Genomic DNA, 24,764 nt, shown 5'->3' with positions numbered 1-24,764 from the left:
GAATTAGTTATGACCGATGCCATTCGTTACGAAAAAGGCCAGGACCAGATCGTGGTGCTGACCCTTGACCTGCCTGGCCAGAGTGCCAACACCATGAATGCCGTATACCGCGAGGCCATGGCCGCCACCGTCGCACGTCTTGAAGAGGAAAAGGACCACATCGCCGGTGTGGTTATCACGTCGGCCAAGAAGACTTTTTTCGCCGGTGGAGACCTCAACGAGTTGATCGCCGTCGACAAGGCTGGTGCCAAGGCGTTCTACGACGGCGTGCGAGTGCTCAAGGCGCAGTTACGTCGCCTGGAGGCCCTTGGCAGGCCGGTGGTGGCCGCCATCAATGGTGCGGCGCTGGGCGGTGGCTGGGAGATTTGCCTGGCCTGCCATTACCGTATCGCGCTGGACGAGCCATCGGTGCAATTGGGGTTGCCGGAAGTCACCTTGGGTCTGTTGCCCGGCGGCGGGGGCGTGGTGCGTATGGTGCGTTTATTGGGCTTGGAAAAAGCCCTGCCGTATTTGCTCGAAGGTAAAAAAGTACGCCCGCAACAAGCATTGCAAGCCGGTTTGATCCATGGGCTGGCCACGGACCGCGACGCGATGCTGGCCCAGGCCCGCGCCTGGATTCTTGCCAATCCCGAGGCCAGACAACCCTGGGACAACAAGGGTTATCAGATCCCCGGCGGCACGCCGTCGCACCCCAAGGTCGCGCAGATGCTGGCGATTGCGCCGTCGATCCTGCGCAGCAAAACCCAGGGCTGTTTCCCGGCGCCGGAGAAAATCCTCTGCGCCGCTGTGGAAGGCGCTCAGGTAGACGTCGACACGGCTCATCTGATCGAAACCCGCTATTTCACCGAATTGGTCACCGGACAAGTGGCCAAGAACATGATCGGCACCTTTTGGTTCCAGCTCAATGACATCAATGCCGGACGTTCGCGCCCCGCAGGTATTGCACCTTATGTGACACGCAAGCTCGGTGTGCTCGGCGCGGGCATGATGGGGGCGGGCATCGCTTATGTCAGCGCCTGTGCGGGAATCGACGTGGTGCTCAAAGACATCAACCTGGCGGCGGCCGAGAGGGGTAAAGCGCACGCGACGGCGCTGCTGGACAAAAAGCTTGGCCGTGGGCAAGTGAGCGCTGAACAGCGCGAAAGCATCCTCGCGCGAATTTTTCCCACCCAGGACGACAGCGACCTGGCCGGCTGTGACCTGATCATCGAAGCAGTGTTCGAAGACCGTGAACTCAAGGCCAAGGTGTCGGCCGCCGCCCAGCGCGTGGTGGGTGCCGATGCGGTGATCGCGTCCAATACGTCCACCTTGCCCATCACCGGCCTGGCCACGGCGGTGCCGGACCCCGCCAAATTTATTGGTCTGCATTTCTTCAGCCCGGTGGACAAGATGGCCTTGGTGGAAATCATCAAGGGTGCACATACCTCAGACGAAACCCTGGCCCGTGGTTTTGATTTCGTACTGCAGATCAAGAAAACCCCCATCGTGGTCAACGACAGCCGTGGTTTCTTCACCTCACGGGTGTTCGCCACCTTCACCAATGAAGGTATCGCCATGCTTGGCGAGGGCGTGGCCGCGCCGTTGATCGAGACTGAGGCGCGCAAGGCCGGGATGCCGGTAGGGCCGCTGGCGGTGTCCGATGAAGTCTCACTCAGCCTGATGAGCCATATCCGACAGCAAACTGCCAAGGATCTGCAGGCCGAAGGTCAGGCGGTGCAGGCTCATCCAGCCACGGCGGTGATCGAGCGGCTCGTCAATGAATTCAAACGGCTGGGCAAAGCAGCTGGCGGCGGTTTTTATGAGTACCCCAGTGGCGGGCAGAAATACCTGTGGCCAGAGCTGAAACAGCGCTTCGAGCGGCCCGAACAACGGATCTCGGCGCAGGACGTGCGCGACCGCTTGCTGTTTATCCAAGCCGTCGAAACCGTGCGCTGTGTGGAGGAGGGGGTGTTGATGTCCACGGCGGACGCCAACGTGGGCTCGATCTTCGGCATCGGTTTTGCGGCTTGGAGTGGCGGCGCATTGCAATTTATCAATCAATACGGCCTGAACGACTTTATCGCTCGCGCCCGTTATTTGGCCGAACAGTACGGCGAGCGGTTTACGCCGCCGGCACTGTTATTGCAAAAAGCCGCGCGAGGGGAGAGTTTCGTATAGGTGTGGCGGGGGCTTGCTTTGCAGGTAGGTTTGCAGGCAGGCTTGAGGTGTTCGATATTCCCATCGCCGTGTCAGGTATTTTTTATGTCGCTACGCGTCTGCATCCTGGAAACCGATATCCTGCGTCCAGGCTTGATCGATCAGTACCAAGGTTACGGGCAGATGTTCAAGCGCCTGTTCGCCAAGCAGCCGATCCCTGCCGAGTTTGTGGTGTACAACGTGGTGAACGGGGAGTACCCGCCGGACGATGAGCAGTTTGACGCCTACCTGGTCACCGGCAGCAAGGCAGACTCCTTCGGCACCGACCCGTGGATCCAGACGCTCAAAACCTACTTGCTCGAACGTTACCAACGCGGCGATAAACTGCTGGGCATCTGCTTTGGCCATCAGTTGCTGGCGCTGTTGCTGGGTGGTAAAGCCGAGCGCGCTACTCAAGGTTGGGGCATGGGCATTCATGATTACACACTGGATGCCCAGGCGCCGTGGATGAGCCCCGAGGTGCCTGAACTGACGCTGCTGATCAGTCATCAGGACCAGGTGACTACCTTGCCGGAGGGCGCCAAAGTCATTGCCTCCAGCGAGTTTTGCCCGTTCGCCGCGTACCACATCGGCGATCAGGTACTGTGCTTCCAGGGCCACCCGGAATTTGTTCAGGATTATTCGCGCGAGTTGCTGGAGATTCTTCAGACAACCTTGGGCGAAAAAGTCTACTCAAACGGTGTGGCCAGCCTGGCACGCGAGCACCATGGCGTCACCGTAGCGGAATGGATGATGCGCTTTGTGGCGCACAAGCCCGAAGCCGAGGTTAAAGCCATCCCGACCGCTTGAAGCTGGCCCACAGGCTGGTGCACCCCACCGCGATCAGCCCAAGCACCGCAAAATAGCCGTAGTGCCATTGCAGCTCGGGCATGTTCTGGAAGTTCATCCCATAAATCCCCGCCACTGCGGTGGGGAACGCCAGGATCGCCGCCCAGGCGGCGAATTTGCGCTGCACTACACTCTGGCGCGACGCCTCCAGCAACACCCCGATTTCAATGGTCTGGCTGGCGATGTCGCGCAGGGTGGTGAGGTCTTCCATCTGCCGCGTGACGTGGATCTGCACATCGCGGAAATATGGACGCATGTTCTTGTCGATAAACGGAAAGCTCAGTTTCTGCAGCTCCTGGCTGATCTCTACCATTGGCGCCACATGACGCTTGAGCCGCAGCACGTCGCGGCGCAGGCTGTGGAGGTTCTGGATATCGCGTTCGCTCAACGAACTGCATAGCACATTGCGCTCCAGCTCATCGATCTCGGCATGGATTGCCTCACTGACCGGCTGGTAGTTTTCCGTGACGAAATCCAGCAGCGCATAGAGTACGAAATCTTCCCCATGCTCCAATAACAGCGGTCGCGCCTCACAGCGCTGACGTACAAAACCGTAGGATGCCGAGTGACCGTTGCGTGCGGTAATCACGTAGCCGTTGCCGGCGAAGATATGGGTTTCGATAAACACCAGTTTGCCGTTCTCGCGCACCGGCGAATACGTGACGATAAACAGCGCGTCGCCAAAGGTTTCCAGCTTGGGGCGGCTGTGTTTTTCCAGGGCGTCTTCGATGGCCAGTTCATGCAGGTTGAACTGGCGTTGCAGGTTGGCCAATTCCAGGGCGTTGGGCTCTTCCAGGCCGATCCACACAAAATGCCCGGGTTTGGCGGCCCAGGCCGCGCCTTCGTCGAGGGTGATATCGGTGACTTTCTTTCCGGCGCTGTAGACGGCGGCCGCAACAACTCTACCCATGATGCTGATCACTTCTTATAAGAGGAGACAGATGTTGGGCAGCTTAGCGTGAATGGCGTTCCGTTGTAGGAGCGAGCACCCTCGCTCCTATAAGGAAAAAGCAATCAGGCCCTCTTGAGCTGTGCATCCATGGCCTTGATGCACGTGTCCATTTGCGCCTGACACGCTTGCATCAAGGCCGGGAGGTCGTCCGAGGTCATGCCGGTGGTAGGAATTGGAGGCAACGAGCGTATGAGCACATCACCGCTGTTCCAGCGATTGAGCTGCATATGGGTGACGTAATTGCTGACGCACACCTGCACGATGGGCACCCCGGCGGCGATGGCCATATGAAAGGCGCCTTTCTTGAATGGCAGCAGACCCTTGCCCAGGTTGCGCGTGCCTTCGGGGAACACCCAGATCGAGGTGTCTTTATGTTGCAACGTATCGGTGGTGGTGAGCATGGCGCGGCGCGCTTTGTGGGCATTGCCGCGGTCGATCAACACATTGCCCGCCAGCCAGAACAACTGGCCGAACAGCGGCACCCACTTGAGGCTCTTCTTGGCGATGCACACGGTGCGGTGGGGCACCACGGTACCGAACACGAACAAGTCATAGTTGGACTGATGGTTGGCGATAATCACGCAAGTGCCCGGCTTATGCCGCAGCGAGTCGACATCGGCTTTCACATTCAGCCCCAACAACCACATGGCGGGCACCGCGTAGAGGCGGGCGCACAAGCGACTGTTATCCGGGTTGAACGGACGGCAAACGCCAATCAGCACACCCAACACACCAGCCACTATAAAGTGCAGGCCCATCAACACCATACGTAACAGAAAAAGCATCCACCTGGCCTATCGAAACAAAAGGTGGCGCAGTGTACGGTTGTGCACTGTATTCGGCAATTGGCGCTATAGAGGTGGGAGATGGGCGATGTTTGAGCGCATATTTCGGTATTTGCCAGAGCCCCCAGCTAGAGCGACTGAGGCTTCTTCAGATATGGCTGTAAGAAAAAGCCCGGCGCAAGGTCGGGCTTTGGCACAAGCAAGGTTGGGCTTAACTAAGAATATGGCCCTGATCCTGGATGATTGCCTCGTCCAGAGCTTCCAGCAGCGCTTTGCGCACTTTCAATTTGGTGTGCTTGTGGGCGTTCATATTGATCTTCTTCAATTGCCGCGCCGCCTCCAGAGCTGCTGCGTGCAGTTCTTCCGGGGCGACCACTTTATCGAGGAAGCCGGCCTGCAATGCACCCTGAGGGTCGAACATCTCGGCATTGATCACCGAGCGATGAAACGCCGACTTGCGCAGACGATCCCGTGCCAGCTCGATCCCGGCGTGGTGCATGGTCATGCCGATCATCACTTCGTTCAGGCCGATGCTGAACGGGCCTTCTACCCCGATCCGATAATCCGCCGACAACAACAGAAAGGCACCCTTAGCCACCGCATGCCCAGGGCACGCCACAATCACGGGGAACGGGTGCGACAACAGCCGCCGCGCCAATGTCGAGCCCGACGTCACCAGACCGATTGCTTCTTTGGGGCCGGCGGTCATCACCTTCAAATCGTAACCCCCGGACAGAATCCCCGGCGTGCCGGTAATCACTACTACCGCCCGATCCTTCTCGGCCTGGTCCAGCGCTTCGTTAAACGCACTGACCACCGCCGGGGAAATGGCGTTGACCTTGCCGTTGCTCAAGGTCAGGGTGGCGATACCGTCTTCGAGGTGGTAGGCAATCAACTCACTCATGACGCGGTTCCTTGTAGGGCTTGTTATGGAAGAATGCAGCAGACGTTACCCACCACGCCCGGCTCGGTAAAGCGCTATGACTGACTACCCAGTCAGCCTTTTCCTGCATGCCCAAGCCTAGACGGCCTGCGGCGTGGCGCGACAAAGCCTTGAGACAGGCGCCAGCGGTGCCTGAGAATGGCACAATCACCACCCCTCGCCGGACATGCTCAGGCATAACCGGCTAACCGCATGAATATTCTGAAAAAAACCTTTGCCATCAGAAAGGCTTTCGACTACATTAGCGCGCCTCGACAGACTGAACTGGTTTGGCGAGATACGGTGAAGTGTCCGAGTGGCTTAAGGAGCACGCCTGGAAAGTGTGTATACAAGAAATTGTATCGAGAGTTCGAATCTCTCCTTCACCGCCACATTCTGCAAACACAAACCCCCGGTTTCTTAACAAGATCCGGGGGTTTGTGGTTTCTGGCGTTCTTAAATACAGGGCTTGGCAGGCTGCGCCGTGCCCTCGCATGCAGTCATTCAAATCCCGCAAGCCCTTGATGCCTCAAGTGCCTGATGGGCGCCAAGCTCGGCTTGAGATGCCCGCATTCTTGCCGGTATTCACTTCGAATCGGTCTGGCTACATGTGCGGGGCGACTCATACGTTATCTTGTTCGTTATACAACCTCTGCCTTGCCCGGATTGTGTAGATGACCACTCGACCGAAGCCCACGCTCAACCTTCGTAGTTTGATTCTTATTTTTGTATTGCTTTCTGCTGTTGCGACCCTGGTCAACAGTTTCTGGGTCATGTTCAAGATTCAGAAGCAGGAACTCATTGAAGGGGCGCTGGACGTCAATAAAAACTATGCCGCCCGTATCGCCCGCAGCGTCGAGCAGGTATTGGACGCCGATCTCGATAAATTGAAATATGGTGCAGCGGGTATTGGCAAAGCGTTTGGCGACAAAAGTGCTTTGACCCGTGAGGCCAAGCGCTTGTTTGAGCAGGACGCCAGTTTCAACTCCGTACTGGTCGCCGGCGCGGACGGTACCATCATTGCTTCCGCGCCTGAAAACCTTCAACTCAATGGCCGCACGTTGCAGCACAAAGAACCTTTGACGCTGCGCACGCCGAAAATCAGCAACGCCTTCAGGTCCCTCTCCGGCAATTTGGTGGTGTTTATCTCTCAACCCACATTCAGCACGGGCGGAGAGTATCTGGGCTTGATCGGCGGCACTATTCGGTTGGAGCAGAGCAATACTCTTCAATCCCTCATGGACACGAATGTGCGCAAGGATGGCGCGCATTTCTACTTGGTCGACGCTGCGCGCCAGGTGCTCTATCACAGCGATCCTGCGCAGATAGGCAGTGTCAGGGGCACGGATTTGATCGCCAGCGCATCGCTCCGCGAGGCCTCAGGCACCTTACAGGCTAAGGATGAGCACGATGTGGAAATGCTCGCCGGTTTCGCTCGGGTGCCCAGCAGCGGTTGGGGGGTGATCTCGCAGCAGCCCTTGGAGAATATCCAGGCAGTTCTGCGCCGGACGATGACCAAAGTCGCTCAAGGTATAGCACCGTTGGCGCTGTTCGGGATCGTTCTGATCTGGTGGTTGGGCGCAAGGATCTCGGCCCCATTATCGCGGCTGGCCGACTGTGCCAAACGGCTGGACATGCCTGACAGCTACGCGCGCATCAGTGCAGTGCCGGCGCGTTATTTCGAAAGTTGGCAGATCCGCAGAGCGCTGTTGCTGGGCGCGACCCTGTTGCAGGAAAAGATCGGCAAGCTCAATCATCAGGCCCATACGGATGCACTGACGGGGCTGGCCAACCGCCGGGCCATGCAGGACGTGCTGGCGTTGTGGCAGGAGACAGGCAAAGCGTTTGCCGTGGTTTCCGTCGACATCGATCATTTCAAGCGCGTCAACGATACGTTCGGCCACGGCGTGGGGGATCAAACGCTGCGCGCCATTGCGGAACTCATGCAGCAGAATTCTCGTGCCAACGACTTGCCTTGCAGGGTGGGGGGCGAGGAGTTCGTCTTGTTATTGCCGGGCAGTTCGCTGCACACAGCGGCCGACGTCGCTGAACGGCTGCGTGCCTCGATCGAGGCTGCCAGCATCGAGACCGTGGGGCATATCACTGTCTCACTCGGCGTGGCCGTTTGGTGCCCCAATGGCGAGTCGATATCAGCCGTGCTCGAAAGAGCCGATCAATTGTTGTACCAGGCCAAGCAAAGTGGACGCAATTGCGTGGTGGTTGAGCACTCGTCGGACTGAACGGCGACCAGCCGTCACGCCATTGGGCCCTCAATGCCTGTGGCGATGATGCACATCCGGAAAATGCGCGTGGCTATGCTTGATCGGGCTGTGCACATGCACATGGCTGTGTGGCTCATTGGGGTCCCAATCAAACGCATGTTCATGCTGATGATGTTCGTCATGCACATGCCGGTGCCCGTGTTCCGTGGCTTCGTGCTGATGTTCATGGGCGTGGCGTTCGGTCAGGTGCAGCCACACGCCTACCGCCATTAACGCCGAGGCCACCCAGAACGCGATCGACACCGACTCGCCCATCGCCAGTACCGCCAGGGCGGCGCCGAGAAAAGGGGCGGTGGAGAAATACGCCCCGGTGCGTGCGCTGCCCAGGCCGCGCAGGGCCAGTACAAACAGCACGAGGCTGATGCTGTAGCCGAGGAAGCCCACCAGAAGGATTGGCATCAGTTGAGCGGTGGCCGGCCATTGCGCGCCGAGGTAAACGGCCAGGCCGGTATTCACCAGCCCGGCGATCAGACCTTTGATGCCGGCGATAAATACTGCGTCCGAAGCGGAAACCTTGCGCGTCAGGTTGTTATCGATGCCCCAGCACAGGCAGGCCAGCGCAACTGCCAGCGGCCCGGTCCAGTCGTGACTGGCGCCGGCGCCGTCCGACCATGACAACACCACGCCGCCCAGCACGATCGCGATCATCCCCAGGACGATACGGCGGTCGGCGTTTTCTCGGAACACCAGCCAGGCGATCACGGCGGTGAGCACCGATTCCAGGTTGAGCATCAACGAGGCCGTTGCGGCGGCGGTGCGGGTCAGGCCGTACATAAGGGCGACGGGGCCGAGGATGCCGCCGAAGAGGATGGCGCCGAGCAACCAGGGCCATTCGTGGGGTGTCAGCCCGCTGTGTTGCCATCCGCGATCGCGGATCAGGCGCACCATGCCGAGGCCGAGGCCACTGCCGAGGTATAGCAGGCCGGCCAGCAGAATGGGCGAGAGGCCCAGGCCGAAGTGCTTTGCGAGCGGGGTGCTGGCGCCGAACAGGGCGGCGGCGCAGAGGGCATAAACGATGCTGAGGTTCATGGGCCATCCTCGGAGGGTCAGCCCATGATACGTCGCGGGCGCAGGTGAACGCCCGAAGGATTTACTGTGCGGTTTTCAGCTTGACCACATCACCGGAGATCTTGGTGGTGTAACCGCTGAGCACCCAGGCCCAGAACCACTTTTCCTGCACTTGGGTGTTGATCAGAGCGTCGCCGCCTTTTGCCTTGATGGCCGCTTCTTGTGCGCGGACGAAACGGCTGTTCTGACCGATCGGGATCACGCCGAACAGCATGATGCCGGTGGCGCTGGCTTCACTGTGACCCAGCACGGTGTATTGGTTGCTGTCGTACTGTGGGGATTTGATGGCGGTGCCGGTGCAGCCGGCCAGGGCGAAACCGAGTACTGCGGCTGCAACTACTTTGCTGACGTACTTCACTGTGTAACTCCATGGTCTAAAGCCCAAGATTCAATTCCTGGGGGCGCGTACTGTAATCGCTGCATAGACGAATTGAAACGAATCTGAACGATTAGGCTCGTTCACGCCTCGCGGCTAAACATGCAGCCACGCCAGCCCGCCCAGCACCATGGCCACGCCTGCGGCCGTATACGAAAGCCGCTTCAACCACTCCTTCCTCGTCAACAAGGTAATTGCCGCCAACGAAATCGCGATCTGAATCGCAGTCATCGCCTGGGCCCAGCGGTGGTGCCGATGCAGCGCCTGTTCGGATTTTTCATCCCACTCCCGTGAGGTGGCTTCAAGTTTTTCTGCCTGTTGGCGCACGGCCTCCTTCTGGCTTTTGTAGCGTTCGATCTCTTCCCGATAATGCGCAGCATCCACGCCGGGGATATGGGTGGCCAGCTCCGCCAGGTTTTGTCGGCTGGACTTGGCCTGGTAGTAATTCCACTGGTTGGCGGCTTCGGTCTTGATGATCGCGGCGTTGTTCTTGTCCATCGCCGCTTCACTCTCGGTGGAACCGGCCTGGTAGCTGAGCATGGCGCCGAAGGTGGCCATCAACGCGGTCATCACGGCGATGCGGCTGGCGAAACTATCCCCTCGGGCGTGGGCATGTTCGGTGGTGTGTTCGATATGTTTTTCGTGGGGGCTGGGGACTTCGAAGGCTTCGGACATGGCGGCGTCTGTGAACGGCGTGAGGGATACTGATTCTTCACCAGCCAAGCTGTCGCGATCCTGTCCGCGACGCAGGATCAACCGCGCCCAAAAGTTGCCCGCGTGTCGGTGTCACCGTTATTGTGCTGAACCCTTTTAGTCGTTCTCTCAAGGATTCGTTGTGATGAATGCACCGCGTACCGCTGTCCCGATCAAGGCTGTGATTTTCGATATGGACGGATTGTTGCTGGACACCGAAGGCATCTACACCGAAGTCACGCAGATCATTGCCGAGCGCTACGGCCGTTCTTATGACTGGGGGATCAAGCAGCACATTATCGGGCGGGGTGCCCAGGACCTGGCCGAGTATGTGGTCAAGGCGCTGGAATTGCCGATCACCCCGGCCGAATTTCTGCGCATCCGCGAACCGTTGATGAGCGAGCGTTTTCCCAAGGCATTGGGCATGCCCGGTGCCGAAGCGCTGGTTCGGCATTTGAAGGCGCACAACATCCCGATTGCGGTGGGCACCAGTTCTTCGCGTAATTCGTTCGGCCACAAGACCACCTTGCACCGCGAGTGGTTTGCGTTGTTCGACACCATCGTCACCGCCGACGACCCGGAAGTCGGTGCCGCTAAGCCCGCGCCGGACATCTTCCTCACCGCCGCACGCCGTCTGGGTGTCGAACCCAAGGATTGCCTGGTGTTCGAAGATTCGCCGTTCGGCGTGACCGCGGCAAAGGCTGCGCAAATGACCGCCATCGCTGTGCCCGATGAAGCCATGGCCGACAGCAAGTACCACCACGCCGACCAGATCATCCGCAAACTCGCGGACTTTGATCTGGCGGCGTATGGCTTACCGCCGATGTCCTGACCACACTCGGCCAAAATGTGGGAGGGGGTTTGCCCCTTCCCTATTGGCTCAGGCGCTGAAACCACCGTCGATAGTCAGGCTGGCACCGGTGATATACCCGGCCTCTGGCCCCGCCAGATACGCCACAAAACTGGCAATCTCCTCCACATGCCCGTACCGCCCAATGGCCATCAAGCCGATCAAGCTCTCGGCAAAATCGCTGTCGGCTGGGTTCATGTCGGTGTCCACCGGGCCGGGTTGCACGTTGTTGATGGTGATACCGCGTGGCCCCAGGTCCCGTGCCAAACCTTTGGTCAACCCCACCAGCGCGGCCTTGCTCATAGCATACGGTCCGCCGCCGCCGAAGGGCATGCGCTCGGCGTTGGTGCTGCCGATATTGATCACACGGCCGCCTTCGCCCATGTGCTTGGCGGCTTCCTGAGTGGCAATAAATACGCTGCGCACGTTGATCGCCAGGGTCTGGTCGAAGTCCTCCAGTTGGAAGTCTTCCAGCGGCGCAATGGCCAGCACGCCGGCGTTGTTCACCAGGATATCCAGGCGACCGAACGCCTTGACGGTGGCGCTGACGGCGTTGCGGATCGCGGTGGCGTCGGCGCTGTCGGCGTGGATGGCCAAGGCTTGGCCGCCTGCGCTGATCACGCTGTTTTGCAACGCCTCAGCCTTGGTCGCTGAGCTGACGTATGTAAAGGCAACGGCGGCCCCTTGGGCGGCCAGACGCTGGACGATGGCGGCGCCGATGCCGCGGGAACCGCCTTGAATCAAGGCGACTTTGCCGGTCAGGTTGTGTGCAGTCATGTCGATCTCCTGTCTGTTCAAGGCGGTATGCCCTGTTGTTGCAGCCGAGTATCGACCTGCCTCACCCAGGCCGGTAGACCGTGATTGCTATAGTCTGTGTAAACCAAAAGTTTAGGGTGAGGCGGTATGGAAAGCTTTGGCAGTATCGAATGCTTTGTGCGCAGCGCCGAAGGCGGCAGCTTTGCCGAGGCTGCGCGGCACTTGAGCCTGACCCCGGCGGCGGTGGGCAAAAGCGTGGCCAAGCTTGAAGCGCGCCTCGGCGTGCGCCTGTTTCAGCGCAGCACGCGGCGCCTGACCCTCACCGAAGCCGGCAAGCTGTTCCTCGATGAAGTCAGCGCAAGCCTTATCACCATCCAGAACGCCGTGGCCAACCTGGCCAGCGCCGAGGGGCGGCCGGTGGGCACACTCAAGGTGAGCATGGGCACGGTGTTTGGTAATCGTTATGTGATGCCGCTGCTGGGACGATTCACTGAACGCTACCCGGATATCAGCCCGGACTGGCACTTCGATAATCGCCAGGTGGACCTGATCGGCCAAGGCTTCGATGCGGCCATCGGTGGCGGCTTCGAACTGCCCCAGGGCGTGGTGGCGCGCAAACTGGCGCCGGCCCATCGGGTGTTGGTGGCGTCGCCGGATTACCTGGCCAAACGCCCGCCGGTGCAGGGGCCCGAAGACCTGGGGCGCTGCTTGGGTATCCTGATCCGCTCGCCGCAGACCGGCCGCGTGCGCACCTGGCAATTGACCGGTCCCGACCGTGAGCAACGCCCCCTGACGCTCAAACCGCGCATGACCTTGAGCGACTCCGAAGCCGCCTGCTGCGCCAGCGCCCAGGGCCTGGGTATTGCGCTGGTGAGCATGCCCATGGCCGTGCCGTTTCTGGACAGCGGCGCGGTGGTACGGGTGCTGCCTGAGTGGTATGTGGACGACGGCAATATTTCCATCTACTACGCCGAGCACAAGCTGCTGCCCGGCAAGACCCGGGCATTTGTGGATTTCATCATCGAGCAGTTTGCCGAGCAGCGCCTGGGGCAGCGCTTTAGCGCGGTTTAATCGAAGCGCGGGCCTAGCGCCCGGACATCCCCGGCCAACCGATCACTTTCTTCGGCCTTGGCGTGGCATAGGTCCTGATCTTCGAGGTCGACAACCCCAGGCGTACCAGCGATTCGGCAATGGTCACGGCCGCCGTTACGCCGTCCACCACCGGCACGCCGGTACGCTGGCGAATCTGCTCATCCAGCCCGGCCATGCCGCCGCAGCCCAGGCAGATCACCTCGGCCTTGTCCTCGTGGATGGCCAGTTCGGCCTGGCGCACGATGGCCTCCATGGCGGCCAGCGGGTCTTCTTCCAGTTCCAGCACGGCCATGCCACTGGCGCGTACCGAGGCGCAGCGGGCATAGAGGCCGGCGAGCTTCAGGCGGTCTTCGATCAACGGCACGGTGCGATCCAGAGTGGTGACCACCGAGTAGGCATGGCCAAGGAACATCGCGGTGCTGGCGGCCGCTTCGGTGATGTCCACCACCGGCACGTCGAGCAACTCCTGCAGGCCTTCGCGCCCATGTTCGCCGTAGCCGGCCTGGATGACCGCATCGAACGGCTGGTCATAGGCCATCACGCGGTCCATCACGGCGATGGCGGCCAGGTAGCTTTCGAAATTGCCTTCCACCGATTCGGCGCCGAAATACGGGGTGAGCCCGACAATCTCAGTGCCCGGTGCGGCCACGGCCCGCGCCTGCTCGGCAATGGTGTCGGTGATGGAAGCGGTGGTGTTGACGTTGACCACGAGGATGCGCATGGGGTGTCCTTGATTAATGACTGACGTTATCGACTGCAATGCTTTCGCCGCTGACATCGGCATAGAAAGGCTGGCGCTTGGCGATCAGCCGGTACAGCAGCCCTGCAATACCGGCGCCAAACAACCAGGAAAAGGGCGAGACGCTGGCGAAGCCCGGCAGCAGGGCCAGCAGAATGGCGATCACCGCCGCCGGAATAAACGCCGCCACCGCACGCAAATTGACCCCGCGGCTGTAGTAATAAGCGCCTTGCGGGTCTTCGCTGTAGAGCTGCGGTACGTTCACCTGGCTTTTTCGGATCAGCCAGTAATCGACCATGATCACGCCGTACAACGGCCCCAGCAGTGCGCCCAGGCCCGAAAGGAAGTACACAATTACCAGCGGGCTGTTGTAGAGGTTCCACGGCAGGATCAGCACCGCCACCGTGGCGCTGATCAGTCCGGCGCGGCGGAAGTTCAGGTACTTGGGCGCCAGGTTGCTCAGTACGAAGGCCGGCGCCACAAAGTTGGCCATGATATTCACCGCCACGGTCACGATCAGGAACGCCAGGCAACCGAGCACCAGGAACACGGTATTGGGGATCGCTGCGATGATCTCGGTGGGGCTCTCGATCACGCGGCCATTGAGTTGAAACTGCCCGCCGCACAGCAGCACGGTGATGGCGGCGAACACCAGGATATTTACCGGCAGGCCCCAGAAGTTGCCGACCACGATGGTTTTGCGGCACGGCGAAGAACGGGCGAAGTCGCAGAAGTTGAGGATCAGCGTGCCGTAGATCGCCAGCCACAGCGCGCCGCCGGCAAAGATATTGCGCCACATCTCACCGCCGCTCAGCGGCTCGCGCACCGACCAGGCAATATGGCCGTCCACTTGGAAGTACATCCAACCGGCCAGCGCGGCCATGGTCACCAAAATCACGGGGCCTGCGAACCCTTCATAGCGCCGCACCATTTCCATGCCGTAGGCCAGGATCACCAGTTGCACGAACCAGATCGCCACGAAACACACCCAGCCCAGGGTCGACAGGCCGAGGATCGAGTTGTGGTCGTAGTCGGCAAAGCCTGGGTGAATCGCCATAAGCAGTACGCGGAAAACCACCGAAGCCAGGTAGGTCTGGATACCGAACCAGGCAATCGCGATCACCGCACGGATCAGCGCTGGAATCTGCGCCCCGTGGATGCCGAAGCTGATGCGGCTGATCACCGGAAACGGCACGCCGGTTTTTTGCCCCATATACCCCGACAGGTTCATAAAGAAGTACACCAGCGCCGCGCCGATGCCCAGAGACAGCAGAATCTGCCAACCGCCCAGGCCCAAGGCGTATAGGCCGATCGCGAATGAATAGTTGGCGATGTTATGCACGTCATTGGTCCACAGCGCAAAGATGCTGTAGCGCCCCCAGCGGCGGCCTTGCGCCTTGGTCGGCGCCAGGTCCTTGTTGTGCAGGCGTGGGCTCAGTACCAGCGGGCCAGGATCTGAGGCCGGGTGGTTCAGGGCGGAGGAGGGCAGATCCAGTGCGATGTTATTCGAGAGGCTTGTACGCATTCCGGCAGGCTCCAAAGCATCTGCAGCAACGCCGCGGATGGCAAAGTGTATGTAGGTTTTGTATTAATTGTATACAAAGCACTTTTCACCTTAAGCCACATGTGTGCCAGTTTTTGGCATATCAAAACTGTAGGTAATTTCGTTTTTAGAGGTGAGGCAAATAACTGGCTGAATTCAAAGCAATATAAATTGACCGTTTGAACAGCTATTTATTTTTCTGTTGAAGAGGGGCTATTCGCCAGTACGCAGGATGATGCGGAGCAGGTGTTACGTTATGGTGCGAATTTATGAGGATTGCACACATAAATGGCACCTATGGTTACAGGTGTGTGTACATCTAGACGTCAAACTTAAAACAAATGTGGGAGGGGGCTAGCCCCCGATAGCCCAGTGTCAGTCACCACTCAGTTGGCTGATCCACCGTTATCGGGGGCAAGCCCCCTCCCACCTATTTAACTGCGTCAGCCCTTAGGCTTTGCTGATGATATTCCCAGCGTGCAGCCCGCATTCTTTTTGCGTGGCTTCTTCCCACCACCAACGCCCTTCGCGTTCGTGCTGGTTCGGTAGCACCGGGCGGGTGCACGGCTCGCAGCCGATGCTGATAAAACCGCGCTCGTGCAAGCTGTTGTAGGGCAGCTCCAGCATGCGGATGTAGCCCCAGATTTCTTCGCTGCTCATCTGCGCCAGGGGGTTGAACTTGTACAAGGTGCGTTCCGGGGTGGAAAACGCTGTGTCGATCTCCAGCACCGCCACCTGGCTGCGTGTGCCGGGGCTCTGGTCGCGGCGCTGGCCGGTGGCCCAAGCGCTGACGCCAGCGAGCTTGCGCCGCAGCGGTTCGATCTTGCGGATGCCGCAGCATTCGCCGTGGCCGTCCTTATAAAAACTGAACAGGCCCTTTTCCTTGACGAAGGGTTCCAGCTTGCTCTGGTCCGGCGAGATCAGTTCGATGTCGATCTTGTAGAACTCACGCACCTGCTCGATAAACCGGTAGGTCTCCGGGTGCAGGCGGCCGGTATCGAGGCTGAACACTTTGACGTTCTTGTTCAGCTTCCAGGCCATGTCCACCAGCACCACATCCTCGGCGCCGCTGAAAGAGATCCACAGGTCGTCGCCGAACTGGCTGAATGCCAGCTTGAGGATGTCCTGGGCGGATTTGTTGGCATAGGTCGCGGCGAGTTCAGCGACATCGAAGGCTTGGTTCATCAGCACGGTTCCTGCAGGTCAGTGGCGCTGAGCGCTCTATAGGTGGGCGATGGTATCAAAATCCGCCCTGCGTTGCGGCTTCGGGCTTGAATCGCTAGAGTTCGGCAATCCTTTTGCTCGCTCAACCAATAACACCAAAATGGAGTGTCTTGTGGAAATTGCCTGTCTTGACCTGGAAGGGGTGCTGGTGCCGGAAATCTGGATCGCCTTCGCCGAAAAAACCGGTATCGAAGCCTTGCGGGCCACCACCCGGGACATTCCCGACTACGACGTGCTGATGAAACAGCGCCTGCGCATTCTCGACGAACACGGCCTGAAGCTTGCCGACATCCAGGCCGTGATCGCCACCCTCAAGCCGCTGGACGGTGCCGTCGAGTTCGTCAACTGGCTGCGCGAGCGCTTCCAGGTGGTGATTCTGTCCGACACCTTCTACGAATTTTCCCAACCGCTGATGCGCCAGCTGGGCTTCCCGACGTTGCTGTGCCACCGCCTCATCACCGACGAGACAGACCGCGTGGTGAGTTACCAACTGCGCCAGAAAGACCCCAAGCGTCAGTCGGTCCTGGCCTTCAAGAGCCTGTACTACCGCGTGATCGCCGCCGGCGATTCCTACAACGACACCAGCATGCTGGGCGAAGCTGACCAGGGGATCTTGTTCCATGCGCCGGACAATGTGATCCGCGAATTCCCGCAGTTTCCGGCGGTGCATACGTTCGAGGCGTTGAAGCAGGAATTTATCAAGGCGTCGAATCGGTCGTTGAGTCTTTAAAGCTTTGCAGCGCGGCTGAAGGCCCAATCGGGGGCAAGCCCCCTCCCACCTGAATGCAGCAGGTCCAGGAGAGAGGGGGCTTGCCCCGATGAACTTTCCAGCGCCTACAACCCTTCCAACGTCCGCAACAACACCCGCACCTTGGTCAACGATTCCTGATACTCCGCTTCCCACTGCGAGTCCGCGACGATCCCGCCGCCGCCCCAGCAGCACACTTGCCCGTCCTTGACCAACAGGCTGCGGATGGCAATCGAGCTGTCCATCTCGCCGCGTACGTCCAGGTACATCAGCGAGCCGCAGTACAGGCCGCGCCGGGTCGGTTCCAGTTCGTCGATGATTTGCATCGCGCGGATTTTCGGTGCGCCGGTGATGGAGCCGCCGGGGAAGCTGCCGGCGATCAGGTCCAGGGCGTCCTTGTCGTCGGCGAGGGTGCCGATCACGCTGCTGACCAAGTGATGCACGTTGGGGTAGCTTTCCAGGCTGAACAACTCCGGCACGCTGACCGAGCCGGTGCGGCAGGTACGGCCCAGGTCGTTGCGCAGCAGGTCGACGATCATCAGGTTTTCCGCGCGGTCCTTGGGGCTGCTCAGCAGTTCGGCGGCGTGGGCGGCATCTTCTTCGGGTGTCAGGCCGCGCGGGCGGGTGCCTTTGATCGGGCGGGTTTCGACCCGGCGCGCACTGATGTGTACGAAACGCTCCGGCGACAGGCTCAGCACCGCGCCGTGGTCGGGCAGGCTCTGGAACCCGGAAAACGGCGTCGGGCAGGCTTCACGCAGCGCGCAGTAAGCGGCCCAGGGATCGCCGCTGCACGGCGCGCGAAAGCGCTGGGCGAAGTTGACCTGGTAGCAGTCACCGGCCTGGATATAGTCATGGATACGCACGATGGCCTGGCGATAGGCCTCGGCGCTGATGTCCGGTGTCATCGGCCCCTGCAAGGCAAAGGTGGCCGCAGCAGCCTTGGGTAATGAGTTGAACAGCGCGATCAGGCGCTGTCGCTTGCTGTCGGCCAGCGTGGGGTGGAACACCAGTTGGCTGGTTTGCGCCTGGTGATCACTGACCAGCGCCCAGGCGTACAGGCCTAAACGCGCGTCCGGCAGATGCAGATCGTCCACCGCCAGGTGCGGCATTTGCTCCAAATGCCGGCCAAAGTCGTAACTCAGGTAACCGATCAAACCGCCGGCGAACGGCAGCTCATATCCGGCCGGAAGCTCTGCCTTACCCAACAGCGCGAGGTTTTCCCGCAAGCGTTGCAGGAAATCGCTGCCGCTTTCATCAGGCGAAACCGTCAACGTGGCTTGTGGCCAAGCGCTGAGCAGGTCATAGCGGCCGCGGTCCGCAGCCGGGCGGCCGCTGTCGAGCAGTACCGCGCCGGGCGCGTGGCGAATCGCCGCGAAATACTCGGCGGGGTTGGCCCGGTAGGGCAGCGGGTAAACGGTGCAGGTCGACATGCGGGGTGGATCAGCCAGGGCGCGGGGGAGGGGATTGTAGTCCCCCGTAGGATTTGCTCCTAGGGGGGATGTCGGGGATAGACAGATGGAGCGTTCGGATCAGCCTTCCACCGGGGGAATATGCCCGAACATTGCCTGCACGAACTTCACCCGCTCTTCCACGGTTTCTGTCACGCCGGTAGCCTTGAGTTCTTCCAGGCGTGCTTCTACCGCATGGGTGCGCAAGGTCAGGCCGCAGTCGTTGGCGATCTGGATGTTCAGCCCCGGCCGCGCGTTCAGCTCCAGGATCAGCGGGCCTTTCTCCTGGTCGAGCACCATGTCGACACCGATATAGCCCAGCCCACACAGTTCGTAGCAGCCCGCTGCGAGCTTCATGAAGCCGTCCCAGTTGGGCAGTTGCACGCCATCCACCGCGTTTGTGGTGTCCGGGTGTTTGGTGATGATGTTGTTCAGCCAGGTGCCGCGCAGGGTCAGGCCGGTGGCGAGGTCGACGCCCACGCCGATTGCGCCCTGGTGCAGGTTGGCCTTGCCGCCGGACTGCCGGGTCGGCAGCCGTAGCATGGCCATTACCGGGTAACCCATCAGCACGATGATGCGGATATCCGGCACGCCTTCGTAGCTGATGCTCTTGAAGATCTGGTCGGGCACCACGCGGTATTCGATCAGCGCGCGGTCGCGGTGGCCGCCCAGGGAGTACAGGCCGGTAAGAATGCTGGAAATCTGATGTTCGATTTCTTCGTGGCTGATGATCTTGCCGGATACCGTGCGGTAGCGCCCTTCAAAGCGGTCGGCCACCACCAGGATGCCGTCACCGCCGGCGCCCTGGGCCGGCTTGATCACAAAATCGCTGCGCCCGCCGATGATCTCGTCGAGCTTGTCGATTTCCTTCTCGGTGGAGATCACCCCGTACATTTCCGGCACATGAATGCCGGCCGCCAGCGCCCGTTCCTTGGTGATGATCTTGTCATCCACAATGGGGTACAGGCTGCGCTTGTTGTACTTGAGCACGTAGTCGGCATTACGCCGGTTGATGCCCATGATCCCCCGCGCCTCCAGGGCCTTCCAGGTCTTCCAGAAACCGAACATTACGAGTCAGCCTTGAGGAAGGCCTTGAACCGCACCAGTTCGGTCAGGCGGTAGCCGCGATAACGACCCATGGCCAGCATGAAGCCCACCAGGATCAGCAGGATCGCCGGGAAGGTAAATACGAAGTAGATCAGCTCCGGCACGCTCATGATGATGTGCGCCAGGGATGCGGCGAACAGCGTACCGATCGCCACTTTCATTGCATGGCTGGCGCCGCGTTCTTCCCAGGTAATCGACAGACGCTCAATGGTCATGGTCAGGATCACCATCGGGAACAGCGCCACCGACAAGCCGCGCTCCAGGCCCAGCTTGTGGCTGAACAGACTGATTGCGGCGATCAGTACCACCACGAACGTCAGCACCACCGACAAGCGCGGCAACATCTGCAGTTTCAAGTGTTCCAGGTACGAACGCAGGGACAGCCCCAGCGCCGTGATGATGGTGAACAGCACAATCCCGAAGCCCAGCTGTGTTTCGCGGAACGCCAGGGCGATCAGCACCGGGGTGAAGGTGCCCAGGGTCTGCAGGCCGATCAGGTTGCGCAGGATCAGGATCACCAGCACGCCGATCGGGATCATCACCATGATCATAAAGGTCTGCTGGGTCTGCAGCGGCAGGCCGTACAGCGAGTATTCGAGGAAATTGGCGTCGGTGTTCTCGTCAGTCAGCTTGGCCAGGCGAATGGCGTTCATTTCGCTGTTGTTGAGGCTGAAGGTGACCATGGCTTTCTTGCCGCCATCGACGGTGATCAGGTTTTCATCGCCGGTCCACCACAGCAGGCGGTCGGCGGGCAGGCCCTGTTCGCCGGTTTCCGGGTTGAAGTACAGCCAGTCGTTGCCGTTGAAGCTGCGCAGCCACAGTTCCGGGGTTTGCGGCTGGTCGGCGACCAGGCGGATGGTGTGGACCTTTTCCACCGGCACATGGGCGATGGACAGCAGCAGTTCGACGATCTTGGCCTTGTGCGGCGTGGACAGGTCGCCAGCCAGCAGCAGCTTCACGTTGTCGTCGTTGAGGTTGTTGGTGCGCTTGATGGCTTCGGTGATAAAGGTCTCGACGTCGGCCGAGTGCTGGCGGATCGGCGCCAGCAGGGCTTCGGCGGCGATTTTCTCCGGGCCTTCCACAGCGATGCTGTCACGGAAGGTCGGGCCTTTGATCTTGGTTTTTTCGCCGCTGTAACGCTTGGTCAGTACCAAACGGTAGTAGAGGGTCTGGTTGCCCTTGGCCCGGCGCGCCGACCAGGTGACCTTGCGGTTGCCGTCGATGCGGTTGACGCTGACCCCGTAGTTATTGGAGATGAAACTCTCGTTGAGGCTGACGAAGTCGCGGCTCAGGGGCGGCACGAACATCTGGATCTTGACCGGGTCCTTGGGGCTGGCCACGAACTCTACCTTGGCGTCGATGTTCCACAGGTCGTCCGTGGCGTCTTCGGTCACGGGGATGCCCAGCACGAAGATTTGGTAGGCGGTGACCGAAATGCCCAGCACCACCAAAAGGGTGATGAGGATTTTCAGGTGCAGGGTCAGAGAGCGCATTCGGGTTACTCGGCGGTATGAGCGTCGGCGGCGCAGGCGGGTTTGCCTGCTGCATATTTAAGACTCGGATCGACCAGCGCATCAAAGCGTTTGAGCGCTTCGGAGCCAATCAGCAGCGGATATTGGAAAGCGCTGCGGTCAGTCAAGTTCACTTCGATGCTGCGTAAAGCGGTGCCCATGCAGATATCCAGGGCAATCACCGGGCGGGCGGTGTAGTTCTTGTCCTCATCGGGGTCGTAGTCACCGGCGCGGCGCTTGATTTTGCTGACCCGGGCCAGGGGGCGTTCGATGGGGTGGGAGTGGGCGGTGTCGATCGCCAGGTAGAAGCGCACCCAAGACTCACCGTTGCGCTTGAAGCGTTTGATATCGCGGGCGCTTAGGGAGGCGGTCTTGGCGCCGGTGTCCAGTTTGGCGGCGACTTCCAGGTCGATGCCGGCCAGTTGGGCGTATTCGTTGAGGCCATACACAGTCTTCTCGGCGGCAGCGCCAAGGCTTGGGATGGCCAGCAGGCAAAACAATAGGGGGAGGGGCTTGAGTGTCATAGATCCTGAGGCAGTGCAGTGCGATGTTCATTCATGGCGACTGGCATGACTGCGCAATCTCTGGTACGCCCTTTCATCAAAAGACGTCAGGCAAAGGCGGCGGGCATTCTAGCATGATGCTTTTCTGACGCCAGCGCTGGCAGCCGGCCATGTTGTGCGCAATCGCAGGGAGGTTATTAGACGATTGTCGACAATGTGCATTTATTCTTTGACTAGCTGCGGTCTATTGGCTAGTTTTTGCCGCATTGGTTTTAAAGGTGTCGACAATATGCGGGTTCAAGCAGAGCTTCCGACGGTGGCGTCGGACGACTCCCAAACAATGTCGGAGAACGTCTTTCGGCGTATCCAGGCCGCCATCGTCAAAGGTGAGATCGCCCCCGGCAGTAAGATTTCCGAGCCGGAACTGGCGCGCACCTACGGCATCAGCCGCGGCCCGCTGCGTGAAGCGATCCATCGCCTGGAAGGCCAGCGTCTGCTGGTGCGGGTGCCCCATGTAGGCGCGCGGGTGGTTTCGCTCAGCCATGCCGAGCTGATCGAGCTGTACGAAATCCGCGAATCCCTGGAAGGCATGGCCTGTCGCCTGGCGGCCGAGCGCATGACCGACGCCGAGATCGAAGAGTTGCGCCAGGTGCTGCATACCCATGAGCGGGATGCGGCGTTCCAGGCCGGTGTCGGCTATTACCAGCAGGAAGGCGACTTCGATTTCCATTACCGCATCATTCAAGGCGCGGGCAACCGTACCCTGACCCAGATGCTCTGCGGCGAGCTGTACCAATTGGTGCGCATGTACCGCATCCAGTTTTCCGCCACGCCCAACCGTCCACGCCAGGCATTTGCCGAGCACCATCGCATTCTGGATGCGATTGCCGACCGCGACGGCGAACTGGCCGAATTATTGATGCGCCGGCATATCGGCGCCTCCAAGCGCAATATCGCCCGTCATTTCCCCGACGGCGCCACCCAGACAGCCACTCAGCGAGGTGAGTCATGAGTTCCAACAATAACAGCACGCCAGGCCAGCGTTTCCGTGATGCGGTGGCCAGTGAGCACCCCTTGCAGGTGGTCGGCACGATCAACGCCAACCATGCGTTGCTGGCCAAGCGCGCCGGCTTCAAGGCCATCTACCTCTCGGGCGGCGGGGTGGCCGCCGGCTCCCTGGGCGTGCCGGACCTGGGCATCACCGGCCTGGATGACGTGCTGACCGACGTGCGCCGCATCACCGACGTGTGCGACCTGCCGCTGCTGGTGGACGTGGACACCGGTTTCGGCTCCTCGGCGTTCAACGTGGCGCGCACCGTCAAGTCGATGATCAAGTTCGGCGCGGCCGCCATCCATATCGAGGACCAGGTCGGGGCCAAGCGCTGCGGCCATCGTCCGAACAAAGAAATCGTGTCCCAGCAGGAAATGGTCGACCGCATCAAGGCTGCCGTGGATGCGCGCACCGATGACAGCTTCGTGATCATGGCGCGCACCGATGCCTTGGCCGTCGAGGGCCTGGAGTCCGCTCTGGAGCGTGCCGCAGCGTGCATCGAAGCCGGTGCTGATATGGTGTTCCCGGAAGCAATCACCGAGCTTGAGATGTACAAACTGTTCGCCGCGCGGGTGAAAGCGCCGATCCTGGCCAATATCACCGAATTCGGCGCGACCCCGCTGTACACCACCGAACAGTTGAAATCTGCGGATGTTTCCCTGGTGCTGTACCCGCTCTCGGCCTTCCGTGCCATGAACAAGGCCGCCGAAAACGTGTACACCGCGATCCGTCGCGACGGCACCCAACAGAATGTGATCGACACCATGCAAACCCGCATGGAGCTTTACGATCGCATCGACTACCACACCTTCGAGCAGAAGCTCGACGCGCTGTTCGCCGCCAAGAAATAAGCGCAGCGCCTCCCAGATAACTACAAAATTGGAGAAGAACCATGGCTGAAGCAAAAGTATTGAGTGGCGCCGGCCTGCGTGGTCAGGTGGCCGGGCAGACTGCACTGTCCACCGTGGGCCAGGCCGGTGCCGGCTTGACCTATCGCGGCTACGACGTGCGTGAATTGGCCGCCGACGCGCAATTCGAAGAAGTCGCCTACCTGTTGCTGTACGGCGAGCTGCCGAGCAAGACCGAATTGGCAGCCTACAGTGCCAAGCTGAGCAAATTGCGCGACCTGCCTCAGGCGCTCAAAGAAGTGCTCGAACGCATCCCCGCCGACGCCCACCCGATGGATGTGATGCGCACCGGTTGCTCGTTCCTGGGCAATATCGAGCCGGAAAAAGACTTCAGCGCCCAGCGCGATGTCACCGACCGCCTGCTCGCCGCGTTCCCAGCGATCATGTGCTACTGGTACCGCTTCAGCCACGACGGCCAGCGCATCGACTGCGTGAGCGACGAGCCGAGCATCGGCGGCCACTTCCTGCACCTGCTGCACGGCAAGACGCCGAGCGAGTTGCACGTCAAAGTGATGAACGTGTCGTTGATCCTCTACGCCGAGCATGAATTCAACGCCTCGACCTTCACCGCGCGGGTCTGCGCCTCGACCCTGTCCGACCTGTATTCCTGTGTCACCGCCGCCATCGGTTCCCTGCGCGGCCCACTGCACGGCGGCGCCAACGAAGCGGCGATGGAAATGATCGAGCGCTTCGCCTCGGCCGAAGAAGCGGTGGAAGGCACCCTTGGCATGCTGGCGCGCAAAGACAAGATCATGGGGTTCGGCCACGCGATCTACAAAGACAGCGACCCGCGTAACGAAGTGATCAAGGGCTGGGCGAAGAAACTTGCCGATGAAGTGGGCGACACCGTGCTGTTCCCGGTGTCCGAAGCCATCGACAAGACCATGTGGGAGCAGAAGAAACTGTTCCCCAACGCCGACTTCTACCATGCCTCGGCGTACCACTTCATGGGTATCCCGACCAAGCTGTTCACGCCGATCTTCGTGTGCTCGCGCCTGACCGGCTGGGCCGCCCATGTGTTCGAACAACGTGCCAACAACCGCATCATCCGTCCGAGCGCCGAGTACATCGGCGTCGAGCAGCGCAAGTTCGTGCCAATCGAACGTCGCTGAATGGGAACACCGACGATCTCGAAGTAGAAACCGGACCCAGTGTGGGAGGGGCAAGCCCCTTCCACATTTA

23 protein-coding genes and 1 tRNA gene are annotated in these 24,764 nt (G+C 60.3%); 10 read left to right on the top strand and 14 right to left on the bottom strand.

Going from position 1 to position 24,764, the window contains the following annotated elements; translation table 11 throughout:
* Positions 1 to 9: 9 nt before the first annotated feature.
* Both FIV35_RS08835 and FIV35_RS08830 read left to right on the top strand, forming a co-directional pair.
* Positions 10 to 2,157 carry a 3-hydroxyacyl-CoA dehydrogenase NAD-binding domain-containing protein gene (locus tag FIV35_RS08835; RefSeq protein ID WP_034138974.1) on the top strand — a complete coding sequence of 716 codons (2,148 nt, stop codon included), beginning with the start codon at positions 10 to 12 and terminating at the stop codon, positions 2,155 to 2,157.
* Between the two features lie 84 nt (positions 2,158 to 2,241).
* Complete coding sequence (locus tag FIV35_RS08830; protein ID WP_034099752.1) at positions 2,242 to 2,985, top strand: amidotransferase; 744 nt, start codon at positions 2,242 to 2,244, stop codon at positions 2,983 to 2,985.
* Here the strand turns inward: FIV35_RS08830 and FIV35_RS08825 are convergent.
* The 3 genes from FIV35_RS08825 to FIV35_RS08815 all read right to left on the bottom strand — a co-directional run bounded on the left by FIV35_RS08825 (position 2,963) and on the right by FIV35_RS08815 (position 5,665).
* A complete protein-coding gene (locus FIV35_RS08825; protein WP_034099751.1) occupies positions 2,963 to 3,934 on the bottom strand; it encodes a magnesium and cobalt transport protein CorA in 972 nt (323 codons plus the stop codon). The two genes, FIV35_RS08830 and FIV35_RS08825, sit on opposite strands and share 23 nt — an antisense overlap.
* A gap of 104 nt (positions 3,935 to 4,038) precedes the next feature.
* A complete protein-coding gene (locus FIV35_RS08820; protein WP_034138973.1) occupies positions 4,039 to 4,761 on the bottom strand; it encodes a 1-acylglycerol-3-phosphate O-acyltransferase in 723 nt (240 codons plus the stop codon).
* A gap of 211 nt (positions 4,762 to 4,972) precedes the next feature.
* A complete protein-coding gene (locus FIV35_RS08815) occupies positions 4,973 to 5,665 on the bottom strand; it encodes a crotonase/enoyl-CoA hydratase family protein (RefSeq protein WP_034099749.1) in 693 nt (230 codons plus the stop codon).
* 320 nt (positions 5,666 to 5,985) lie between these two features.
* Here FIV35_RS08815 and FIV35_RS08810 point away from each other — a divergent pair.
* Both FIV35_RS08810 and FIV35_RS08805 read left to right on the top strand, forming a co-directional pair.
* Positions 5,986 to 6,075 (top strand) — tRNA-Ser (locus FIV35_RS08810).
* A 282-nt stretch (positions 6,076 to 6,357) separates the two neighbouring features.
* Entirely contained in the window at positions 6,358 to 7,923 is a 1,566-nt protein-coding gene (locus FIV35_RS08805; protein WP_034138972.1) for a sensor domain-containing diguanylate cyclase, read from the top strand.
* A gap of 30 nt (positions 7,924 to 7,953) precedes the next feature.
* Here FIV35_RS08805 and FIV35_RS08800 read toward each other — a convergent pair whose 3' ends face one another.
* From FIV35_RS08800 to FIV35_RS08790, 3 genes are all read right to left on the bottom strand, one after another.
* The gene (locus tag FIV35_RS08800) at positions 7,954 to 8,994 is read right to left on the bottom strand and encodes a DMT family transporter (RefSeq protein ID WP_034138971.1); all 1,041 of its coding nucleotides are present in this window, start codon (positions 8,992 to 8,994) and stop codon (positions 7,954 to 7,956) included.
* Between the two features lie 61 nt (positions 8,995 to 9,055).
* Positions 9,056 to 9,391: a hypothetical protein gene (locus FIV35_RS08795; protein WP_034099746.1), complete on the bottom strand. Its 336-nt coding sequence runs from the start codon at positions 9,389 to 9,391 to the stop codon at positions 9,056 to 9,058.
* Positions 9,392 to 9,505: 114 nt separating this feature from the next.
* Positions 9,506 to 10,084, bottom strand: coding sequence for a DUF4337 domain-containing protein (locus FIV35_RS08790; protein ID WP_034099745.1), 579 nt, complete (start codon positions 10,082 to 10,084; stop codon positions 9,506 to 9,508).
* A gap of 163 nt (positions 10,085 to 10,247) precedes the next feature.
* On the opposite strand from FIV35_RS08790, the gene FIV35_RS08785 reads away from it, so the two are divergent.
* Positions 10,248 to 10,934 carry an HAD-IA family hydrolase gene (locus FIV35_RS08785; protein ID WP_034099744.1) on the top strand — a complete coding sequence of 229 codons (687 nt, stop codon included), beginning with the start codon at positions 10,248 to 10,250 and terminating at the stop codon, positions 10,932 to 10,934.
* A 48-nt stretch (positions 10,935 to 10,982) separates the two neighbouring features.
* Here the strand turns inward: FIV35_RS08785 and FIV35_RS08780 are convergent, their stop codons facing one another.
* Positions 10,983 to 11,729, bottom strand: coding sequence for a 3-oxoacyl-ACP reductase family protein (locus FIV35_RS08780; RefSeq protein WP_034138970.1), 747 nt, complete (start codon positions 11,727 to 11,729; stop codon positions 10,983 to 10,985).
* A 126-nt stretch (positions 11,730 to 11,855) separates the two neighbouring features.
* On the opposite strand from FIV35_RS08780, the gene FIV35_RS08775 reads away from it, so the two are divergent.
* Positions 11,856 to 12,779, top strand: a complete 924-nt coding sequence (locus FIV35_RS08775; RefSeq protein ID WP_034138969.1) for a LysR family transcriptional regulator — start codon at positions 11,856 to 11,858, stop codon at positions 12,777 to 12,779.
* 13 nt (positions 12,780 to 12,792) lie between these two features.
* On the opposite strand, the gene FIV35_RS08770 is transcribed toward FIV35_RS08775, so the two are convergent.
* From FIV35_RS08770 to FIV35_RS08760, 3 genes are all read right to left on the bottom strand, one after another.
* Positions 12,793 to 13,521 carry an aspartate/glutamate racemase family protein gene (locus tag FIV35_RS08770; RefSeq protein ID WP_034114839.1) on the bottom strand — a complete coding sequence of 243 codons (729 nt, stop codon included), beginning with the start codon at positions 13,519 to 13,521 and terminating at the stop codon, positions 12,793 to 12,795.
* A gap of 13 nt (positions 13,522 to 13,534) precedes the next feature.
* Positions 13,535 to 15,064 (bottom strand): NCS1 family nucleobase:cation symporter-1, encoded by a 1,530-nt coding sequence (locus FIV35_RS08765; protein ID WP_034138968.1) that lies wholly within the window; start codon positions 15,062 to 15,064, stop codon positions 13,535 to 13,537.
* 468 nt (positions 15,065 to 15,532) lie between these two features.
* A complete protein-coding gene (locus FIV35_RS08760; protein ID WP_034138967.1) occupies positions 15,533 to 16,267 on the bottom strand; it encodes a phosphoadenylyl-sulfate reductase in 735 nt (244 codons plus the stop codon).
* Between the two features lie 151 nt (positions 16,268 to 16,418).
* Between FIV35_RS08760 and thrH the strand changes: the two genes are divergently transcribed.
* The gene (gene thrH / locus FIV35_RS08755; protein ID WP_034114837.1) at positions 16,419 to 17,036 is read left to right on the top strand and encodes a bifunctional phosphoserine phosphatase/homoserine phosphotransferase ThrH; all 618 of its coding nucleotides are present in this window, start codon (positions 16,419 to 16,421) and stop codon (positions 17,034 to 17,036) included.
* Between the two features lie 104 nt (positions 17,037 to 17,140).
* On the opposite strand, the gene pabB is transcribed toward thrH, so the two are convergent.
* The 4 genes from pabB to rloA all read right to left on the bottom strand — a co-directional run bounded on the left by pabB (position 17,141) and on the right by rloA (position 21,644).
* The gene (gene pabB, locus FIV35_RS08750) at positions 17,141 to 18,484 is read right to left on the bottom strand and encodes an aminodeoxychorismate synthase component I (RefSeq protein WP_034138966.1); all 1,344 of its coding nucleotides are present in this window, start codon (positions 18,482 to 18,484) and stop codon (positions 17,141 to 17,143) included.
* A 99-nt stretch (positions 18,485 to 18,583) separates the two neighbouring features.
* Positions 18,584 to 19,570 (bottom strand): alpha-L-glutamate ligase-like protein, encoded by a 987-nt coding sequence (locus FIV35_RS08745; protein ID WP_034138965.1) that lies wholly within the window; start codon positions 19,568 to 19,570, stop codon positions 18,584 to 18,586.
* The gene (rloB, locus tag FIV35_RS08740) at positions 19,570 to 21,102 is read right to left on the bottom strand and encodes an osmotic stress tolerance membrane protein RloB (RefSeq protein WP_034138964.1); all 1,533 of its coding nucleotides are present in this window, start codon (positions 21,100 to 21,102) and stop codon (positions 19,570 to 19,572) included. Before rloB ends, FIV35_RS08745 begins: the two co-directional genes overlap by 1 nt.
* 5 nt (positions 21,103 to 21,107) lie before the next feature.
* Positions 21,108 to 21,644 (bottom strand): retropepsin-like aspartic peptidase RloA, encoded by a 537-nt coding sequence (rloA, locus tag FIV35_RS08735; protein WP_034099734.1) that lies wholly within the window; start codon positions 21,642 to 21,644, stop codon positions 21,108 to 21,110.
* A gap of 268 nt (positions 21,645 to 21,912) precedes the next feature.
* Between rloA and FIV35_RS08730 the strand changes: the two genes are divergently transcribed.
* The 3 genes from FIV35_RS08730 to prpC are packed head-to-tail and all read left to right on the top strand — an operon-like array spanning position 21,913 to position 24,694.
* A complete protein-coding gene (locus FIV35_RS08730) occupies positions 21,913 to 22,635 on the top strand; it encodes a GntR family transcriptional regulator (RefSeq protein ID WP_034099733.1) in 723 nt (240 codons plus the stop codon).
* Positions 22,632 to 23,525 (top strand): methylisocitrate lyase, encoded by an 894-nt coding sequence (prpB, locus tag FIV35_RS08725; RefSeq protein WP_034099732.1) that lies wholly within the window; start codon positions 22,632 to 22,634, stop codon positions 23,523 to 23,525. Before FIV35_RS08730 ends, prpB begins: the two co-directional genes overlap by 4 nt.
* Before the next feature lie 41 nt (positions 23,526 to 23,566).
* Positions 23,567 to 24,694, top strand: a complete 1,128-nt coding sequence (prpC, locus tag FIV35_RS08720) for a bifunctional 2-methylcitrate synthase/citrate synthase (RefSeq protein ID WP_034099731.1) — start codon at positions 23,567 to 23,569, stop codon at positions 24,692 to 24,694.
* Positions 24,695 to 24,764 lie beyond the last annotated feature (70 nt).

Origin of the sequence: Pseudomonas rhodesiae (assembly GCF_007858255.1) — a bacterium.
In the GTDB taxonomy this organism is placed as follows: domain Bacteria; phylum Pseudomonadota; class Gammaproteobacteria; order Pseudomonadales; family Pseudomonadaceae; genus Aquipseudomonas; species Aquipseudomonas rhodesiae.
Note: the sequence above shows the minus strand (reverse complement) of the source record. Positions and strands in the feature narration are given on the sequence as shown.

Bases quoted from the DNA above. Each gene is read 5' to 3' on its own strand.
- rloB (WP_034138964.1), bottom strand. From the start codon at position 21,102: ATGCGCTCTCTGACCCTGCACCTGAAAATCCTCATCACCCTTTTGGTG.
- FIV35_RS08820 (WP_034138973.1), bottom strand. From the start codon at position 4,761: ATGCTTTTTCTGTTACGTATGGTGTTGATGGGCCTGCACTTTATAGTG.
- FIV35_RS08830 (WP_034099752.1), top strand. From the start codon at position 2,242: ATGTCGCTACGCGTCTGCATCCTGGAAACCGATATCCTGCGTCCAGGC.
- FIV35_RS08760 (WP_034138967.1), bottom strand. From the start codon at position 16,267: ATGAACCAAGCCTTCGATGTCGCTGAACTCGCCGCGACCTATGCCAAC.
- FIV35_RS08825 (WP_034099751.1), bottom strand. From the start codon at position 3,934: ATGGGTAGAGTTGTTGCGGCCGCCGTCTACAGCGCCGGAAAGAAAGTC.
- prpC (WP_034099731.1), top strand. From the start codon at position 23,567: ATGGCTGAAGCAAAAGTATTGAGTGGCGCCGGCCTGCGTGGTCAGGTG.
- FIV35_RS08815 (WP_034099749.1), bottom strand. From the start codon at position 5,665: ATGAGTGAGTTGATTGCCTACCACCTCGAAGACGGTATCGCCACCCTG.
- FIV35_RS08780 (WP_034138970.1), bottom strand. From the start codon at position 11,729: ATGACTGCACACAACCTGACCGGCAAAGTCGCCTTGATTCAAGGCGGT.
- FIV35_RS08835 (WP_034138974.1), top strand. From the start codon at position 10: ATGACCGATGCCATTCGTTACGAAAAAGGCCAGGACCAGATCGTGGTG.
- FIV35_RS08765 (WP_034138968.1), bottom strand. From the start codon at position 15,064: ATGCGTACAAGCCTCTCGAATAACATCGCACTGGATCTGCCCTCCTCC.
- rloA (WP_034099734.1), bottom strand. From the start codon at position 21,644: ATGACACTCAAGCCCCTCCCCCTATTGTTTTGCCTGCTGGCCATCCCA.
- prpB (WP_034099732.1), top strand. From the start codon at position 22,632: ATGAGTTCCAACAATAACAGCACGCCAGGCCAGCGTTTCCGTGATGCG.
- FIV35_RS08745 (WP_034138965.1), bottom strand. From the start codon at position 19,570: ATGTTCGGTTTCTGGAAGACCTGGAAGGCCCTGGAGGCGCGGGGGATC.
- FIV35_RS08775 (WP_034138969.1), top strand. From the start codon at position 11,856: ATGGAAAGCTTTGGCAGTATCGAATGCTTTGTGCGCAGCGCCGAAGGC.
- pabB (WP_034138966.1), bottom strand. From the start codon at position 18,484: ATGTCGACCTGCACCGTTTACCCGCTGCCCTACCGGGCCAACCCCGCC.
- FIV35_RS08805 (WP_034138972.1), top strand. From the start codon at position 6,358: ATGACCACTCGACCGAAGCCCACGCTCAACCTTCGTAGTTTGATTCTT.
- FIV35_RS08770 (WP_034114839.1), bottom strand. From the start codon at position 13,521: ATGCGCATCCTCGTGGTCAACGTCAACACCACCGCTTCCATCACCGAC.
- FIV35_RS08790 (WP_034099745.1), bottom strand. From the start codon at position 10,084: ATGTCCGAAGCCTTCGAAGTCCCCAGCCCCCACGAAAAACATATCGAA.
- FIV35_RS08730 (WP_034099733.1), top strand. From the start codon at position 21,913: ATGCGGGTTCAAGCAGAGCTTCCGACGGTGGCGTCGGACGACTCCCAA.
- FIV35_RS08800 (WP_034138971.1), bottom strand. From the start codon at position 8,994: ATGAACCTCAGCATCGTTTATGCCCTCTGCGCCGCCGCCCTGTTCGGC.
- FIV35_RS08785 (WP_034099744.1), top strand. From the start codon at position 10,248: ATGAATGCACCGCGTACCGCTGTCCCGATCAAGGCTGTGATTTTCGAT.